The sequence below is a fragment of the Lysobacter solisilvae genome (assembly GCF_016613535.2).
Classification (GTDB): Bacteria; Pseudomonadota; Gammaproteobacteria; order Xanthomonadales; family Xanthomonadaceae; genus Agrilutibacter; species Agrilutibacter solisilvae.
In genome coordinates, this window is record NZ_CP071518.1 from 386,560 (window position 1) to 403,368 (window position 16,809).

12 protein-coding genes and 3 pseudogenes are annotated in these 16,809 nt (G+C 69.4%); 5 read left to right on the plus strand and 10 right to left on the minus strand.

What is annotated here, in order from left to right; genetic code table 11:
- Positions 1-82: 82 nt before the first annotated feature.
- Positions 83-1,159 (minus strand): DUF2268 domain-containing putative Zn-dependent protease, encoded by a 1,077-nt coding sequence (locus I8J32_RS01745; protein WP_200615563.1) that lies wholly within the window; start codon positions 1,157-1,159, stop codon positions 83-85.
- A gap of 99 nt (positions 1,160-1,258) precedes the next feature.
- Here I8J32_RS01745 and I8J32_RS01750 point away from each other — a divergent pair, with 99 nt between their 5' ends.
- Entirely contained in the window at positions 1,259-2,734 is a 1,476-nt protein-coding gene (locus tag I8J32_RS01750; protein ID WP_200615562.1) for an FGGY family carbohydrate kinase, read from the plus strand.
- 579 nt (positions 2,735-3,313) lie between these two features.
- Here I8J32_RS01750 and I8J32_RS18010 read toward each other — a convergent pair.
- Positions 3,314-3,625 (minus strand): annotated as a pseudogene (locus I8J32_RS18010) (GIY-YIG nuclease family protein); the annotation flags it as partial.
- Positions 3,626-4,037: 412 nt separating this feature from the next.
- On the opposite strand from I8J32_RS18010, the gene I8J32_RS01760 reads away from it, so the two are divergent.
- On the plus strand, positions 4,038-5,207 hold the full coding sequence (locus tag I8J32_RS01760) for an alpha/beta hydrolase family protein (RefSeq protein ID WP_245156387.1): 1,170 nt from the start codon (positions 4,038-4,040) through the stop codon (positions 5,205-5,207).
- Positions 5,208-5,382: 175 nt separating this feature from the next.
- Here I8J32_RS01760 and I8J32_RS01765 read toward each other — a convergent pair whose 3' ends face one another.
- From I8J32_RS01765 to I8J32_RS01790, 6 genes and pseudogenes are all read right to left on the minus strand, one after another.
- Entirely contained in the window at positions 5,383-5,958 is a 576-nt protein-coding gene (locus I8J32_RS01765; RefSeq protein ID WP_200615560.1) for a lipid-binding SYLF domain-containing protein, read from the minus strand.
- Positions 5,959-6,299: 341 nt separating this feature from the next.
- Positions 6,300-6,822 (minus strand): annotated as a pseudogene (locus tag I8J32_RS01770) (REP-associated tyrosine transposase).
- Positions 6,823-7,052: 230 nt separating this feature from the next.
- Positions 7,053-9,148 (minus strand): annotated as a pseudogene (locus tag I8J32_RS01775) (M13 family metallopeptidase).
- Positions 9,149-9,592: 444 nt separating this feature from the next.
- The gene (locus I8J32_RS01780; RefSeq protein WP_200615557.1) at positions 9,593-10,666 is read right to left on the minus strand and encodes an aspartyl protease family protein; all 1,074 of its coding nucleotides are present in this window, start codon (positions 10,664-10,666) and stop codon (positions 9,593-9,595) included.
- Between the two features lie 84 nt (positions 10,667-10,750).
- Entirely contained in the window at positions 10,751-11,212 is a 462-nt protein-coding gene (locus I8J32_RS01785) for a DUF3617 domain-containing protein (RefSeq protein WP_200615556.1), read from the minus strand.
- On the minus strand, positions 11,209-11,706 hold the full coding sequence (locus I8J32_RS01790; RefSeq protein ID WP_200615555.1) for a YybH family protein: 498 nt from the start codon (positions 11,704-11,706) through the stop codon (positions 11,209-11,211). The genes I8J32_RS01785 and I8J32_RS01790 overlap by 4 nt, the downstream gene beginning before the upstream one ends.
- 219 nt (positions 11,707-11,925) lie before the next feature.
- Here I8J32_RS01790 and I8J32_RS01795 point away from each other — a divergent pair, with 219 nt between their 5' ends.
- The 3 genes from I8J32_RS01795 (at position 11,926) to I8J32_RS01805 (ending at position 14,745) form a co-directional block, all read left to right on the plus strand.
- Positions 11,926-13,053: a sensor histidine kinase gene (locus I8J32_RS01795; RefSeq protein ID WP_200615554.1), complete on the plus strand. Its 1,128-nt coding sequence runs from the start codon at positions 11,926-11,928 to the stop codon at positions 13,051-13,053.
- Positions 13,050-13,802, plus strand: coding sequence for a LytR/AlgR family response regulator transcription factor (locus I8J32_RS01800; RefSeq protein WP_200615553.1), 753 nt, complete (start codon positions 13,050-13,052; stop codon positions 13,800-13,802). The genes I8J32_RS01795 and I8J32_RS01800 overlap by 4 nt, the downstream gene beginning before the upstream one ends.
- A gap of 61 nt (positions 13,803-13,863) precedes the next feature.
- Positions 13,864-14,745 (plus strand): hypothetical protein, encoded by an 882-nt coding sequence (locus I8J32_RS01805; protein WP_200615552.1) that lies wholly within the window; start codon positions 13,864-13,866, stop codon positions 14,743-14,745.
- A 195-nt stretch (positions 14,746-14,940) separates the two neighbouring features.
- Here the strand turns inward: I8J32_RS01805 and I8J32_RS01810 are convergent, their stop codons facing one another.
- Entirely contained in the window at positions 14,941-15,426 is a 486-nt protein-coding gene (locus tag I8J32_RS01810) for a hypothetical protein (RefSeq protein ID WP_200615551.1), read from the minus strand.
- Positions 15,427-15,979: 553 nt separating this feature from the next.
- Positions 15,980-16,609, minus strand: coding sequence for a hydrolase (locus tag I8J32_RS01815; RefSeq protein ID WP_200615550.1), 630 nt, complete (start codon positions 16,607-16,609; stop codon positions 15,980-15,982).
- Positions 16,610-16,809: the final 200 nt, after the last annotated feature.

Sequence of the window (16,809 nt, forward strand, 5' to 3'; positions counted from 1 at the left end):
GGCGGGTCTCGACCCGCCGCGCCTTCCGCCGCGGCCCAACTCCGAGAGTCCGCCGCGTCGTCAAGGCGGGTCGAGACCCGCCCTATGGGTTCTTGGGTTCTTCGCCGTGCGTCGCGCGCGGCGGCGCGTTCGATGTCTGCGTGGATTTGGGCTTCACCTTGCGCGGATGCCACCCGCTCGCAGCGAGAAATGCCGGCGCGTCGCGCATCTGGAGGATCTCGCGCAACGCCTCGCGCTTGTCGGGCGCACGCTGGTAGTACGCCTTGGCGATGCGGTAGCCCACCCAGTAGCCCAGCTCGCCCGGCTGTTCGGGCGTGCTGTTGCCGATCCAGTCCGACAGGTCGGTCTTGGCCTGGTCGGCGACAAACCTGGTTTCGATCTGCGCCTCGCGTCCGGCGACCAGCGCCGGCAGGTACGCGTACGCCACGCTGCCGGAGATCAGTTCGGTCGCGAACTCGGCCGAACCTTCCATCAGCGAAGCCTCCAGGACCGTGGGGTTCTTCGCGTCGGTCATCTCCGTGGCCTGCTGCACGTGGACGAATTCGTGCGCGATCACGTGCACGAAGCGGTCTTCCACATCGGGATTGAGGAAGTCCGTCGCGCACAGCGCCTCCAGGCCGATCTGCACGCCGGTGACGGGGCTGCCGATGCCGACCGGCCTGCCGCGCCCCACCGCGATGGTCACCGGCGGAAACCGCGCCGCGGGATACAGGCGGCCCAGCTCGGCCATCGCATCGCCCAGGCGTTCGCGCACGCGCGGCAAGGCGTCCGCGCAGCGCCGGGCCTGCGCGAAGGTGGCGGGCGTCTTCGCGATCGCTTCGGCGATCCGCACGCCGGTGGTCCGGCGCTGCTCGGCGAACACGCGCAGGCCGGGCGAGCCGCCGTCGATGTACTGCTGCAGTTGTTCCGCGGTGGGTTGGCCTGCCGTGGCGTCGTAGAGCCGGTAGAAGCGGGCGACGTCGTCGATCTCGATGACGGGCTCGTGGACGGGACGGGCGGAGCCCACCGGGCGCGTCGACTGCGCGGTCGGCGCGCACGACGCCAGGACCGTAACGGCGGCGAGGGCCGCGGTGAACGCCGAGACGCGGCGTGTCGAGGACAAGGGCTGGCAGGTCGATCCGTCGGACACGTTCGCGGCCTCCATGGAGTTGCGCCGCATCCTAAACCGTTCGCGGCGGCCGGTCGCGGTGCATCCGTGGATCGCAGCGTCATTGCGGAATCGTGTTGCACCTCGCGCCGATGCGTGCACCATGGCCCCATGGATCGGCGCCGATGGTCACTGGCTTTGGATCAGGGCGGCAGCGCCAGTCGCGCGCTGGTGTTCGATGGCGAAGGCCGCGAGCAGGCCTGCGCGCGCGTGGCGGTCGCCGATCGCCGGCCGCATCCGGGCTGGGTGGAGCAGGATCCGGACGAGGTCGTCGACTCGCTGCGGCAGGTCGCGGCATCGGCCCTGGGCCAGCTGGACACGGCGCAGCGCGCGCGCGTGGAATCCTGCGGCCTGAGCTGCCAGCGCTCCAGCATGGTCTGCTGGGACCGCGAGACCGGAATGGCCTTGTCGCCCATCCTGAGCTGGCAGGACACGCGCGCCGCGCAGTGGCTCGCCGCGCAGGCGCTGGATCCCGAGGCGATCCGCGCCAGCACCGGGCTGTATCCGAATGCGCATTTCGGCCTCAGCAAGATCCGCTGGTGCCTGGATCACTTCGACGCGGTGCGGCGCGCGGCCGCGGACGGCCGCCTCGCCATCGGCCCGCTGGCGGCCTTCCTCGCCTTCCGCCTGCTCGAGCAGCGCCCCTGCGTGGTCGACCCGGCCAACGCCTCGCGCACCTTGCTGTTCGACCTGGCCAGCGGCGCCTGGCATCGCGGGATGCTCGAACGCTTCGCCATCGATCCGCAGTGGCTGCCCTCGGTCGTGCGCAGCGATGCGGCCTTCGGCGATCTGGTGCTGCCGCTGGAGGGCTCGCCGTTGAGGGACGAGCGATCGAAAGATCAGCCCTCGCACCGCCTGCCCCTGCGCCTGCTCAGCGGCGACCAGTCGACGGCCGCGTTCGCCTTCGGGCAGCCGCGCGAGGATGTGGTGTATCTCAACGTCGGCACCGGCGCCTTCGCCTACCGCCTGGCCGCGCAGCTGCCCGCCGGCTCGCGCCTGCTGCGCAGCGTGATCCACTGGAGCGACGCGCCGCAGTACGTCGCCGAGGGCACCGTCAACGGCGCCGGCGCGGCGCTGGCCTGGCTGGCGCAGCAGCAGGGCGTGGACGATGTCACCGCCGCGCTGGAGGCCGAATGGCCGGACCCGGGCGACACCGTGTTCCTCAACGGCATCGGCGGCCTGGGTTCCCCGCACTGGCAGGCGCAGTTCCCCTCGCGCTTCATCGGCGCGGCCACGGCGGCGCAGCAGCGCGTCGCGGTGGCCGAGAGCATCGCGTTCCTGGTCCAGCGCAATCTGAGTCTGTTGCGGGAGATCGGCCCGCCCTGCACGCACGTGCTGGTCAGCGGCGGCCTGTCGCACTCGGACCGCTTCTGCCAGACCGTCAGCGACATCAGCGGCCTGCCGCTGCACCGGCCCGCGCAATGCGAAGCGTCGGCGCGCGGCAGTGCGTTCCTGCTCGCGGGCCGGCCCGCCGACTGGGCCGCGCTGCCGGAACAGCGCTTCGAACCGCGGACCAATCCGGCGTTGCACGCCCGCCATCGACGCTGGCGCGACGAGATGGCGGTGGCGCTGGGCGGTTTGGGTTGATCTTCCCTCCCCCGCTTCGCGGGTGTTCGGCTCCCTCCCCCGCTTCGCGGGGGAGGGTTGGGGTGGGGGACAGGTCGCGGCGCATCTCTGCAAGCAGAGTGAATCCACTGATCTTTGCTCTGGTGCTGACATCCAAGAGCTTCGTCCTGTGCGCGGCGATCTGCGGCCCCCATCCCAACCTTCCCCCGCGAAGCGGGGGAAGGGGCTGAGCACCCGCAAGCGGGGGAAGCAGCAGATCGCCGCAAGCGGGAGCAATCGTCGCACCCGCGCCTCAGCTACCCACCCCCGCAACTCCGCCAACTCCCTCTCGAATCTCACCGCCACTTCCTCGTCGAACACGCAGTGCGCGTCGACCAGGTCTTGCAGCGCCTCCCGTTCCGCCGAGGTCAGCACACCGTCGGCGAGGCTGCGCAATGCGTGGTCCAGCAGCGAGGCCAGCCGGTCGGTCCGGGCGCGCATGCCCGGGCCGATCCAGCGGCGCGCCGGCAGATGCACCACGTGGCCCTGCTGCGCGGCCTCCCGGGCGAACGCGAGCACCGTGTCGTAGGCGCCCCGGTACCATTCGGTGCGGCCGCCGAACTGGTCGCGCATGGTCAGCGGCGCGGGACAGTTGTGCTCGCGCAGCAGGCGGTGCAGCGCGGTTTCCATCGCCTGGGCGTCACGACGCAGCTCGGTCTGGATCAGCAGGCTCTGGTCCAGGTCAAAGGCCTCGAACCAGCGGCGATGGAACGCCGACCAGCGCGCGATCGGGTCGTGGGTGAGGCCGACCTTGAGGATGTCCTCGGGGCCGCTGCACGCAGCCACGTAGACGAAGCCGCGCCCGTCGCTGCGCAGGGGCGTCTCATCGTCGGGCAACGTCGATCCGCCGGGTTGTCGGGGGTTGCGGGCCATGACGGACAGCGTGGCACGGACGCGGTCGCGGTCAGGACAACGGCGCGCAAGGTGCAAATGCCGGCGCGGCCGCGGCAGGTGCAACCGCCAACTGCAATTGGCTTGAACGCGCCGCCGCGCGCTGCGAAATTCCCCAACCACAGCGAACCCCCCGCCGCCCCTCCATCCACGAAGCCACTACACCCGCAGCGCATCGCGCCCCTCTCGCCACCCCCCACCACCTTGAATCCCCCCGCTCCCCACCCATCTCCGCTCATCCCACCGTAGACAGGCCACAGCCCCCATGCGCGATGCTTCTGCAGGAAGTCTTTGCACCGCCGTTCTCACCCTCGGTCTGTCGTGGGCGTCAAACGTCTCCGCCGCCACTTGCCCGGTAGGCGTCTACGGACCGGGCGATGGCGACTTCGTGGTCGTGACCTCGCCCGCCTCCCTGCCGCCGCCCGCGCAGCGCTACCTGTTCCGCGACGGGCGCCGCGGCAGCACGACCGACGCGCAGGCGCTGGTCCGCTGCGAGCAGGACACCGCGCTCGTCGGCGGCGAGGGCGCGCGCGCGCAGGCCTGGCCCCGGCTGGCGCTGCTGGAAACCGACAGCACGTTCTCCAGCCACGGCGCGCAGCTCGCCGGCCGCCTGATCGAACCCGCATCCGCCACGGCAAAGGCGCCGCTGGTGGTCATGGTCCACGGTTCCGAACGCACGCCGTCCACGCGATCGGCCTACGCCTACGCGCTGGCGGCGCAGGGCATCCGGGTCTTCGCTTACGACAAGCGCGGCACCGGCGAATCCGAAGGCGAGTACACCCAGAACTTCGAGCTGCTGGCCGACGACGCCGCCGCCGCGCTGGACCACGCGCGCACCCTGGCGGCGGGCCGCTTCGGCCGCGCCGGTTACTACGGCGGCAGCCAGGGCGGCTGGGTCGCCCCGCTGGCCGCGACGCGCTCGAAGGCGGATTTCGTGGCGGTCGGCTTCGGGCTGGTGGTCTCGCCCATCGACGAGGACCGCGAGCAGATGCTCAGCGAAGCCAGCGCGAGCGGCTGGCCGGCCGACGCCGTCGCCGACATCGACCGGCTCTCCCGGGCGACGTCGAAACTGGTGACGTCCCACTTCAGCGAAGGCTACCAGGCCCTGGCGCAACTGCGCACCGAGCTGCAGGACAAGCCATGGACGCAGGCCGTGCGCGGCGAGTACAGCGGCGACATGCTGCGCAGCAGCGACGCGGAACTGCGCCGGGTCGGCCGCGCCCGCTTCGACAATCTCGAACTGATCTGGGACTACGACGCCGCCGCGGTGCTGCAGCGCCTCGAGCAGCCGCTGCTGTGGGTGCTCGCCGAGGACGACCAGGAAGCGCCGATCGAGAATTCGCGCCGCGTGCTGTCGCGCCTGGCCGACGCGGGCAAGCCGATCGATGTCTACCTGTTCCCCGGCACCGACCACGGCATGTTCGAGTACGCGGTGCAGCCCGATGGCAGCCGCCGTTCGACGCGCATCACCGATGGGTACCTGCAGCTGCTCGGTGACTGGATGAAGGGCGAGGTGCGCGGCGGGTATGGGCGTGGGCGCGTGTTGAGTGCGCCGAAGCGGTAGCGGCTGAGGTTGGCGGCGGCGCGCTGGAGTTCGCAGCGCGCTGCGGCGCGTTCAAGGTCTGTCGCGGGTGCGTGTTGCTCGTGGCGCGGCGCGCTGGAGTTCGCAGCGCGCTGCGGCGCGTTCAAGGTCTGTCGCGGGTGCTTGTTGCACGTGGCGCGGCGCGGCGCGCGCGCACTCAGTTCAGATCCTTGTCCTTGTAGTACTTCGTGCCCTTGATCCCCAGTTCGGCGGCCAGTCCCTTCTCGGTGTTCTGGTAGACCCACACCCCCGGCGCGACCGACACCGCGCCATCGATGGCCTTGCCGCCGGCCTTGGCCTTGGCCGACGCCGTCGCCTGGCCGCCGGCTTCCCAGCCCTTGGTGAAGTCGGCCATCGCCTGCTGGGTCTGGAAGACGAAGATCAGGTCGAACTTCTTGATGCCGAACCCGAACCCGGCCGAGCCTTCGACGAAGCGCATGAAGGTCTGCTGGCCGGAGGGCTTGGCGACCATCAGTCCCCTGCCCAGGCCGCCGCCGAGCGGCCCGATCTTCAGGCCCCAGCGACTGAAGGTCGCGTAGCCCTTCGAATTGGCGATGACCTTGCGCGCGGACGGCTTGGCGGCGTAGAGGCGCTCCAGGACCTGCTGCGACTGTTCGCGCACCTTGGCCCGGGCATCGTCGTCCCGGTCCGACGCCAGGGCCAGCCCGGACATGAGCAGCAGGCAGGGCAGGAAAAACCTGAGGGCGCGGGCGGCAGTTCCGGTGGTGGTCATGGCGATCCTTCCTCGACAGTGGGAATCCCCATGGCCTCGCCGACATGGCCGGCACGGTCGAGGTGGGGAGGTGAACCGACGGGGGACTGCCAGGGTGTCGCCGGCCCTTTCGGGCACGGACGACGCGCGTGCACAGGCCCGCTCTCTCATAAGCCAACGCCGGCGCATGGATACGGCGGCCACGGGGATGCCGGGGCGGATCGCGACCGACTGAGCCCCCTCCCCCGCTTGGCGGGGGAGGGTTGGGGTGGGGGACAGGTCGCGATGCCGTTGGGAGAAGAGCGTATCCAGCGACTTCGCTTCTGGCGTTCAGCGGGAAGTCGTAGGCTGGGTTAGCTCCATCAACCCAGCCCCTGCGTATCCGCCCGCCCCCACTCTGCCGGGTACATGCCACGGGCCACCCAATGCTGAAATGACGAGTGCCGCCACTGCCCCGCCGCCTGCACATACCCATGCTTCACGGGATTGAAGTGGATGTAGTCAAGGTGGCTCCGGAAATCTTCCGCATCCCGAATCAAATGCTCCCAGTACCGCCGCTGCCAGATGCCGCGCTCGCCCTTGCGCCTCCGGCTCTCCGACCGGGCTTCGGCGGGGGGCTATCGCCCGCGAGACCCTCGACTTGATCAACCGCCAACGGGTGGCGTAGTCGGCGTCGCCTTCAGGCAAGCGCCACAGGCAGTGAAGGTGGTCGGGCAACACCACGATGGCCTCGACCGTGAAGGGACGCTCGGCGCGAGTTTTTCGGAACGCGTGCCTCAGCGTCTCGATCCGACGTATGAGGAACGGGTCATCGCAACGGTTGGCCAGGACCAGCGTGAAGAAATAGAGGCCACCTGGGGCCCGCGTCCGCAGATAGGTGCGCATGCCCGACAGCGTGGTCGGGCGATGTGATGAGCGCCGTAGGGCGAGGCCGGCCTGGCGGGTCAGCCGAGGGCTTGATGTGGCGTGGCTCCGAACGCTGGGTTGGTGGAGCCAACCCAGCCTACGTCGCTACGGAGTCCCGCCATGCACACCGTAGGCTGGGTTGGCTCCATCAACCCAGCCCATCGTGCGGGACCAGCGTGGAATTCATTCCGCTCGGCCCATTGTTCGGCTTACCAGATCTTCACCCGATCCGCCGGCGCCACAGGTACAGCTGCTCGCCCGGCTTCGCGCCCCAGGCGTCGTACCAGGCGTCGATGTTGCGCACGGTCTGCGCGCGCCAGCGGCCCGGTGCGTGGCCGTCGGTGAGCACGCGCTGGCGCAGTGCGGCGTCGCGCATCTTCGAACGCCACGACTGCGCGTAGGCGAGGAAGAAGCGCTGGTCGCCGGTGAGTCCGTCGATCACCGGCGCGGGCTTGCCGCCCAGCGACTTCTGGTAGGCCAGGTAGGCGATGGTAAGGCCGGAGACGTCGGCGATGTTCTCGCCCAGGGTCTGCTCGCCGTTGATGTGCAGCCCGGGCAGTGGTTCATAGGCGCTGTACTGCGCGGCGAGTTTCGCGGTGGCGTCCTTGAAGTGCCTGGCATCTTCCGGCGTCCACCAGTTCTCCAGGCGGCCCTGCGCGTCGAACTCCGCACCGACGTCGTCGAAGCCGTGGCTGATCTCGTGCCCGATGATCGCGCCGATCGAACCGTAGTTGGCGGCGGCGTCGGCCTTGGGATCGAAGTACGGCGCTTCAAGAATGGCCGCCGGGAAGTTCATCGCGTTCTGCAGCGGCAGGTTCACCGCGTTCACCGTCTGCGGCGTCATCCACCATTCGCCGCGGTCCACCGGCTGGCCCAGCTTGGCGAGCTGGTGCCGGTACTCGTGCTCCTCCGCGCGCAGGCGGTTGCCGAGCGGATCGTCGGCGCGGATGTCCAGCGCGGAGTAGTCGCGCCACCTGTCCGGATACCCCACGCTCACGCGCATCGTCTGCGCCTTGGCCTTGGCCTTGGCCTTGGTTTCGGCGGTCATCCACTCCAGCGTGTCGACGCGCTCACCGAAGGCGGCCAGGATGTTCTTGACCATGTCCTCGACCTGCGCCTTGGACGAGGCCGGGAAATACTTCTCGGCGTAGAGCTTGCCCACGGCATCGCCCAGGGCGTTGTTGGTCGCATCCAGTGCGCGCTTCCAGCGTTCCTTCTGCTTGGGCGTGCCCTGCAGCGTCGTGCCGTAGAAGCCGAAGCTCAGGTCCGCGTAGGCCTTGGGCAGCAGGCCCGCGCTGTGGTCCAGTGCGTGGAAGGTCAGGTAGTCCTTCCACAGCTGCAACGGCTGGCTGCGCACCAGCGCCGACATGCGGGTGATCGCCGCCGGCTGCCAGGCGACGACGGTCGACTGCGCGCCGAGCCCGGCGGCATTGAAATAGGTGTTCCAGTCCAGTCCCGGCGCCTTGCGGGCGAAGTCGGCCATCGCCCACGGATTGTTGGCCTTGTGCACGTCCTGCGTGTCGACGATCGGGGCGTGTGCCTGGGCGATTTTCGTCTCCAGCGCGACGATGCCCTTGGCCTTGGCCTCCGCGTCGGTCACGCCGGCCAGGCTGAGCATCGCGGTCACGTACTCGAGGTACTTCGCCCGCGTGTCCGTCATTTCCTTGTCGCCGGACAGGTAGTACTCGCGATCGGGCATGGCCAGCCCGCCCTGCATCAGCGTGGCCACGTTGTGCTCGGGGTCCTGCAGCCCCTGCGCGACGAACAGGCCGAACAGGTTGGCGGTGTGGTAGTTGGTGGCGTTGAGCGGATCGACGTCGGCGCGCAGCCCCTCGCCGAGCACGCGGGCGAGATCGGCCGGCGTCGCGATCGCGTCGATCTTCGCCAGTTCCGGCTTCAGCGGCGCCAGGCCGCGCGCCTCGATGCCGGCCTCGTCCAGGTAGGCCGCGTAGAAGTCGGCGATCTTGCGCGCCTCGCTGCCGGCGGCGGCGTTGCTGGCGGCCAGTGACTTGATCAGCTCGGCATTGCGCTGCTCGGCCTTCTTCTGCACTTCGAAGCCGGTGCCGATGCTGGAGCGGTCGTCGGGAATTTCCGCGGCCTTGCGCCAGCCGCCGTTGGCATAGGCGTCGAAGTCGTCGCCAGTCTTCACCGACTTGTCGAGGCCGGCCAGGTCGACGCCGGAGATGGGCGCGGCGGGCGCCGCCTGCGCCGGCTTCTGCGGTGCGGTGGCGGTGTCGGTGGAAGGCGTGCACGCGGCGAGGCTGCAGGCCAGGGCGAGGAAAAGGACGTTGCGCTGGAGGGACATGGGCTTGCTCGGATCACCGATGAAGCGGGGATCGTGCCCGGATGGGGCTCAGGCGCATGTGCAGGAAGGCACGTTGGGCTGAATGGGGGCGCGAGGCGCCAGACGCGGTCAAGGTGGATTGGCGCATAGGGCGGGTCTTGACCCGCCACCTGGTCGCCAACAAGGAGGCGTGCCCGGGGGACAAGGCAGGGCTTGCCGATTTCCATCGGCGCGTCTGCGACAACAAACAGCGCCAGGCGTGGGTTGAGTGACGCGGCGATCGGCTGCCCCCATCCCAACCTTCCCCCGCAAGCGGGGGAAGGGGCTGATTCGCCGCGATCGGCTGCCCCCATCCCAACCTTCCCCCGCAAGCGGGGGAAGGGGCTGATTCGCCGCGATCGGCTGCCCCCATCCCAACCTTCCCCCGCGGAGCGGGGGAAGGGGCTATCAGCGACGCGGCGATCGTCAGCCCCCATCCCAACCGTCCCGGTCAGCAGGCACAGCCTGCTGGCGTTCGATGACGCGCGGACCAGTGGTCCGCAAACGCGTTCTCTCACCCCCCGCAGAGCGGGGGAAGGAGCCGATTCGCGGCTCCAGGATGATGCGTTCGCGCGCGTAATCGAACACCACATTGAACCGCGCAAGGAACCGCGCCCCGATGCGGCCGTTCTGCCCGGAGGCGATGACCTCGCGGCCGGTCGCGTATTCCACCGGCGTGGTGGTGGTGGCGCCGGCCAGGCCGAGGTCGATGGGCGCGCCGACCGCGTAGGTCGCGCGGCCGCCGACGAAGCAGGCCTCGCGCGGGCGTGCGCCGGAGGGCGCCTTGATGGCCGGGCTCGAGCCGGGAAACAGCGTCAGGTCGATACCCGCGCCGCTGTCGACGTGCAGGCGTGCGCGATAGACGGCGTCCGTCGACGAGGCCACGGTCGCTTCGACGAAAGGCTGGCGGCCCTCGATCTTCGCCGGCACGATCCGGCCGCGGCCGGTGTAGTGGAACGTCGCCGGATCATGGAGCGTGACGGTGCCGCGGTCGCGATTGACCTCGACGGTGAAGCGCCGGAACAGGTCGTGGCCGATCACACCGTTGAACGGCGCGACGGCCTTCTGCCCGCCCGTGCAGTCCAGCGTGTCGGCCGGGATGGCCAGCGCCGTCTGGTCTTCCAGCGCCAGGCCTCCAAAGTCGATCGTCAGGCCGTCCTGCCGGGCGCCGACGGGCGCGGCGAGGTTGTCGCTCGCGCCCAGGCGGTGCACGCCGCCCATGTCCAGTTGCAGCGGCGCGGTGCGCTGGTCGGCGATCAGCGCCACGACCGAGGCGCCGGTGTCGAGCACGAAGTCGACCGAGGCGCGGCCGTTGACGCGCGCCGGCAACAGCACCCAGCCGTCGACGTCCCTGTAGGGCAAGGTCAGGGGCAGCGGCTTCGCCAACCTGACGGGCGTGCCGTTGTTGGCCAGATACAGGCCCGCCAGCTCCACCTGGTTACAACCGGACAGCAGCAGGCAAACGGCGAGTGCAAGCGTGCACATGATCGGGCGGCGCATGGTGATGCTCCTGGCAAGTCAGGGTGGAAGATGGGCGAGCTGCCGAGTCGGCCGGAACGGCATCGGCGCGCGACCCGTTTCGGTTCAATCCTTGTCGCTGCCGGCCGGGCAGTTCGCGGCGACGCGGCGGCTGGACATCACCATCCGCATCGCGACCGGCTCCGCCCCCGGCATGGGCTGCATCGTCATGCTCATGTCCATCGTCATGGTGGTCGGCGAGTACGTGCCGCTTTGCTTCAGCGTCGAGCGGAAACCCTGGTTGTTGCAGGTCCCGGCAATGGCGAAGCGCCCGCCGGCGATGCTGCGCTGGGTGAACTTGCAGCTCGTGTCCTCGACCACTTCGGCCAGGCGCCACTCCAGCGATTCCTGCCTGGCCTCGGCCGCCGTCAGGCATTCGCGTGTCGTCTCCACGCCGGCGCCTTCGCTGGGATAGCTCACGCGCACCTCGTAGAGGCCGGGCAGGAACGCCGCGTCGGCGCAGGCCACTTCCGCGGCGCACAGGGTCAGCCCGCCCAGCAGGCCGGCGATCAGCGTCTTCCGGTTCATCGTGCGGCTCCCTGCGGCTGCGATGCCGGCATCGGATTCGCCACCCGCTGCGCGCGCACCGCGCGGAAGCGCCAGCCCTCGGCCTGGCGCGACGACAACGTCTGGTTGTGGAATTCGGCCAGCACGTCCCGGCGGCCCTGCGCATCGTCGCGCTCGATGCTCACCCGCGTGTCGACCAGCGCCAGGTCCGGCGTGAGCATGTCGATGTGCTCCACGTGCGTGACGTGCCGCGCCCCGGCGGGCCGACGGCCCATCGTTTCGACGAAGTAGCGCTGCACGGCGTCGCGGCCCTGCACGACCGGGCGGCCGTCCATGCGCAGGCTGCCGTCGACGGCGTAGAGGGCCGAGACCGCGGCGGGATCGCCGGCATCCCAGACCGCGTCGAGGTCGGCGGCGAGCCGGGTGAGCGCGACGCGGTCGGCGTCGCCGGGCGTTGCCGGGCAGGCGGCCTGGGGCAGGAGGGCCGTTGCCGCGGCCAGGAGCAGAATGCGCATCATCGATCGTGTCCTCGGGTGGTTCGGATGGCGACACGGCTGTGCCGATGAGAGGATGCTAGGAACGCCCGCGGCGCTTCGCGAGCGCATTTCGACGGGATCCCGCCGCCCGTCGACCAGGCCGGCAGGCGTCGACCAAAGCCCGGAACGGCGGGACGAAATCCGGGCCCGGGCGGCTGCGTTTCGCTAAGGTGGCGTGCGTCGGAACGAGGGGTGGCGATGGCAAGGTTCAGCGCGGATACGCGGCAGGCAGCCTGGCTGGGCTTCAGCGTGTGGACCTTGTCGTGCGGGCTGTTCGTCCTGCCCACCTGGCTCGGCGCGGGCGCGCTGCCGGCTCGCTTCCTCGAGCACGTCGCCGTGCTGTACGTGGTCGGCATCGCGCTGACCACGCTGGTCCATCTGGCCGCCGTGCGCGTGCGGCAGCGTGCGATCGCGACCAAGCTGGTGGCGATGTTCCTGGCCGTAGCCGCCGCCGCCGTGGTGCTGGGCGTCGCGGATTTCCTGGCCTCGTGGTGGCTGCGGCTGGCGCCGGGCGACGATCCGTTCGCGCTGGTCGCCAAGACGCTCAACAACATCGTCGGCTACTTCTGGCTCTACGGCCTGATCGCCGCGATCCTGGTGGTCATCCAGGTCAACCGCACCGTGCGCGAACGCGAACGCGAACTGGCCGATGCGCGCGCGGCCGAGATCGAAGCGCGCGCACTGGCGGCGAAGGCCGAGGCGGCGGCGAGTGCCGCGCGCCTGGCGGCGCTGCGGTACCAGCTCAATCCGCACCTGCTGTTCAACGCGCTCAACGCCGCGTCCTCGCTGGTGGTCACCCACCGCAACGAACAGGCCGAGGCGCTGCTCGCCAAGCTGTCGGCCTTCCTGCGCCAGACGCTGGTCACCGATCCGCAGGGCACGGTGACCATCGGGCAGGAACTGGCCACCATCGAGACCTACCTCGACGTCGAGGCGGTGCGCTTCGGCGAACGGCTGCGGGTCGCGCTGGACTGTCCGCCCGAACTCGAGGACTGCCTGGTGCCCGGCTTCATCCTGCAACCGCTGGTGGAGAACGCGGTGAAGTACGCGATGGCGCCCACGCGCGACACGGTGACGCTGCGCATCACGGTGGCGCGCGAGCACGACGACCTGGTCATCACCGTCGAGGACGATGGCGACCCGGCCAAGGTCGCCGACGTGCGCCCGGGCACCGGCGTGGGCCTGGCCAACGTGCGCCAGCGCCTGGAGGTGCTCTACGGTGCGCGCGGCACGCTGCGCGCGCAGCCGCTGCCGCACGGCTTCCGCGCCAGCGTGCGCCTGCCGCTGGCCACGCAGCCCACGACGTTGCGCGCGGAGGCCGGATGAGCCGCCTGCGCGTGCTGCTGGTGGATGACGAGCCGCTGGCGATCGACCGGCTGGTCGCCTTGTTCCACCAGCTGCCCGACGTCGAGGTGGTCGGCACTGCGCGCGACGGCAAGGAAGCCACCGACGCGATCGCGGCGCTGAAGCCGGACCTCGTGATGCTCGACGTGCAGATGCCGGAGAAGAGCGGCCTGGCGGTCGCCGCCGACCTGGCGCTGGCCGACCGCCCGGAGATCGTGTTCGTCACCGCCTTCGAGCAGTTCGCGCCGGACGCCTTCGAGGTCGATGCCACCGACTACCTGCTCAAGCCCGTGCGCTTCGACCGCCTGCGCCAGGCGATCGAACGCGCCAAGCGCCGTCGCACGCTGCAGCAGGCGGCCGCAAAACCGGCGGCCGCGCCCGATGCGGGCAGCTATGACGATGCGATCTGGGTGCAGGTGCGCAACGGCTCGCAGCGGGTCCCCATCGACAGCATCGACTGGATCGAGGCCGCCCGCGACTACGTGATGCTGCACACCGCCATGCGCAGCCACATCCACCGCGCGACGATGAGCGCCCTGCAGCGCTCGCTGGACCCGGCCGGACTGATGCGCGTGCACCGCTCCGCCTTCGTCCGCCCCAGCCTCGTCTCCGGCGTGCAGCGGCACGCCAACGGCAGCACGACGCTGACCCTGCGCGACGGCGCCACGGTGCCGGTCGGTCCGAATTACCTGGACGTGGTGATGGAGCGGTTGAAGGTGGGCAGGGGCTAGGGATGCGCCCTGAAGGCGAAGGTCCGCTCTTGACGCTGCGTTTTTGCGGTACAGGCTGCCGATGAAGAGTTCCGTTGCCATCGTCGGCGCTGCTCGCAGCAGAATCTCCGCGGCCCTCCTGCAGTGTGGGTCCGACATCCTGGACTGCGAGGAGGAACTGAGGCGCTCCGGTTTCAGTGCCTTCGATGAGGTGCAACGCCTGAACCGAAGCCTTGCCTGCACCCAGCAAGAGTTGGATGACTTCGAAACCTTTCGCATCGAGCGTGCAAAGGAGGCGCTCAGCTCGAATGTCTTCCCAGGTGGTGAACGCATGGCCGGCGATGGCTACCGGTCTGCATTCCTGGAATCGCTACGGGCCGCCGGAGGACCGGTCGGACTCCCAGGGAAGCTCAGGCAGATTATCGAAGAGGACCCGGACAGACACGAGGAGCTCTGGAGAGGCGTGCGCTCGAAGGCTCAGGAGACGATACGGCGCGAGTCGGCGCGCCATGCCAACGCAGCGCAGGATGTCAGCGCTGATGACTGGACTGGGAGGCTTCAGGGAATCGTGCAGGCGGCTGCAAGCGTTTCAGGCGCAGTCGTTTCCGAATCAAGGCTTGCCGAGCGGCGACCCGTATTCGCGGTGCCGATAGACAACGCGTTTTCGATGTGCGGCCTTCTGGAGGGTGTGGATCGAATGGGCGGCGGATACGCCCAGACCCTTCTCGATTGGAGGCTGGCCGTTGTCAGTGCAACTCCTGCCCAGGCGCTGAAGCTAAGGCTCAGGACACCAGAAGAATTCGTCAGCGTCTGGATCAAAGATGCCGTACTGGGCACAAGGATCTATGGAATGTGCACGAGCGCATCCGAGGCGGCTCTGACCACAGCCTTGTTCGTAACACTGGCCAGTTGGTTGAGCTCTCGCCTGAAGGCGTCGGAGGCATTTGCCGAAGCGAAGAAGTGAAAGGGGCTACGTGACTGCATTTATCCGGTAACCCGGGTAATGCCGCCGGCCGCACCCGGGACTTTCAACAGCGAAGCTGGTCAAGCTCGCCGCGTCACGAAGGGCTCCGGGTTCGCTTCGCCTAACCGCGGCTACGTCACTGCGATTCGGGTTGCGGGGACGAGGAATCAACACCTGCGTCCCCTTCGTACCCGCTCAATCCCGGCAATAGCCCTCGCCCGTCTTGACGGTGAGGCAGTCCTTCTTGCCGGCCAGATGCTTCAGGCCGGTGGCGTCGCCGTCGGTGTGCACGGCGGTCTCCGCGACGCCTTCGCGCATGAATCGCAGGCCTTCGGCGGTGACCGAGCCGTCGAACGTGCCCTTGTGGTCGAGATCCCACTGCATGTCGAGCGTGACGCCACCGCCCGGCTTGGATGCGACGACCAGGTACATGCCCTCGACCCCGGTCCAGCGACCCAGGTAGTCGGCTTCCGGCTTCGCCGTGTCCGGCGTGGCCGGCGGCGTGGCGGGAGGCGCCTGGGTGCCCGTGTCGCTGGGGGCGGGCTCGGGTGCGGCCGGCGTCGTTGCGTCCGCTGCGCGCGGTGCGTCCGCTGCGGGTGTGCCGTCAGCAGGGCTGCGATCGGAGCAGGCGACCAGCACCGCGGATGCGAGGATGAGGGGCAGGAGCTTGGTAGGGGACATCGGCGAGTGCTCGAGTGGCCAAGGGTCCGCGAACCCTACCCACGCGCGCGTCGACAGGGTGTCAGCTTCCGAGGAAACGGCCGTGCGCCCCGGTCCCCATCCATTACGTAGCCCGGGGCTTTCAATAGCGAAGCTGGTCAAGGCCGCAGCCGTAGCCCCCTTCCCCGCTTCGCGGGGGAGGGTTGGGGTTGGGGCGCAGGTCGCGACGCAACTGTGGAAGCAGGTGAACCGCATTTGCCTTTGAGGTTCAGCGAGAACTCTGAGGAAGGCTCTAGTCGGATTCGCGGCGATCGTCTGCCCCCATCCCAACCGTCCCGGCCAGCAGGCACAGCCTGCTGGCGTTCGATGACGCGCGGACCAGTGGTCCGCAAGCGCGTCCTCTCACCCCCCGCGAAGCGGGGGAAGGAGCTGATTTCGCGCGGGGAACTAATTACCTCCGTCACCTTTGTTGGCAGTCACGTAGGCTGGGTTGGCCTCACCAACCCAGCGCCCGCGGCGATTGGGGCGAACGCGATGCTGGGTTGATAAAGCCAACCCAGCCTACGTTCCTTCACTACCGCGAAGCTCGCAGCGCTCTGTGCGCCGCAAAGTACTCGCGCATGACGCGACGCAGGCGGTCGGCCTCGGGCCGGCCCCAGTCGCGCTGCAGTTCGCAGGCCAGCGAGAGCACGGTGATGGGGGCCACACCGGCCTGGACCATGCGCCGCATCGCGCTCTCATGGGCCGTCGTGCTGACGCCGCCGATGGCGTCGGCGACGACATAGACCTCAAAACCTTCGCGCAGCGCATCGAGCGCCGGGAAGGCGACGCACACCTCGGTCCACAGGCCGGCGATGATCAGCTTGCGCCGCCCGGTCGCCTCGACCGCCGCGCGGAAGTCGGGGTCTTCCCAGGAATTCATCGAAGTGCGGTCGATTTCCTCGACGCCGGGCAAGGCCTCGCGCAACTCGGGGTTGGTCGCGCCCATGCCGTGCTGCACGTACACCGTGGACAGCACCACTGGCAGGCCGAACGCAGTGGCCACGTGCCCCAGCAGGGTGACGTTGGCCACCAGCTCCTCCTGCGGCATGGAGCCCACCCCGGCGTACTGCTCGGGCTGGTAGTCGATGAAGGTGATCACCGCGTTGTCCGGCGTCAGCAGCGCATCGGACTTCGGATCACGGATCGGCGTGACACCGGACATGGCGAGCTCCTGGGAGGGGGTGCGCGATTGTCGGCGCAGGGTGCGTTAAGGGGTCATCAATTGCCGCCGCTGGAAGCCGCACGCGAGGAAAGAGGCGGAAAGGAGCTAGACGCAGGCTGGGTTGGCTTCACCAACCCAGCGCCTCGCGTCGATGGGGTTGGGCGCGAGGCTGGGTTGATAAAGCCAACCCAGCCAACGTC

Bases quoted from the DNA above. Each gene is read 5' to 3' on its own strand.
- I8J32_RS01815 (WP_200615550.1), bottom strand. From the start codon at position 16,609: ATGTCCGGTGTCACGCCGATCCGTGATCCGAAGTCCGATGCGCTGCTG.
- I8J32_RS01750 (WP_200615562.1), top strand. From the start codon at position 1,259: ATGGATCGGCGCCGATGGTCACTGGCTTTGGATCAGGGCGGCAGCGCC.
- I8J32_RS01800 (WP_200615553.1), top strand. From the start codon at position 13,050: ATGAGCCGCCTGCGCGTGCTGCTGGTGGATGACGAGCCGCTGGCGATC.
- I8J32_RS01745 (WP_200615563.1), bottom strand. From the start codon at position 1,159: ATGCGGCGCAACTCCATGGAGGCCGCGAACGTGTCCGACGGATCGACC.
- I8J32_RS01795 (WP_200615554.1), top strand. From the start codon at position 11,926: ATGGCAAGGTTCAGCGCGGATACGCGGCAGGCAGCCTGGCTGGGCTTC.
- I8J32_RS01765 (WP_200615560.1), bottom strand. From the start codon at position 5,958: ATGACCACCACCGGAACTGCCGCCCGCGCCCTCAGGTTTTTCCTGCCC.
- I8J32_RS01790 (WP_200615555.1), bottom strand. From the start codon at position 11,706: ATGCGCATTCTGCTCCTGGCCGCGGCAACGGCCCTCCTGCCCCAGGCC.
- I8J32_RS01805 (WP_200615552.1), top strand. From the start codon at position 13,864: ATGAAGAGTTCCGTTGCCATCGTCGGCGCTGCTCGCAGCAGAATCTCC.
- I8J32_RS01780 (WP_200615557.1), bottom strand. From the start codon at position 10,666: ATGCGCCGCCCGATCATGTGCACGCTTGCACTCGCCGTTTGCCTGCTG.
- I8J32_RS01810 (WP_200615551.1), bottom strand. From the start codon at position 15,426: ATGTCCCCTACCAAGCTCCTGCCCCTCATCCTCGCATCCGCGGTGCTG.
- I8J32_RS01785 (WP_200615556.1), bottom strand. From the start codon at position 11,212: ATGAACCGGAAGACGCTGATCGCCGGCCTGCTGGGCGGGCTGACCCTG.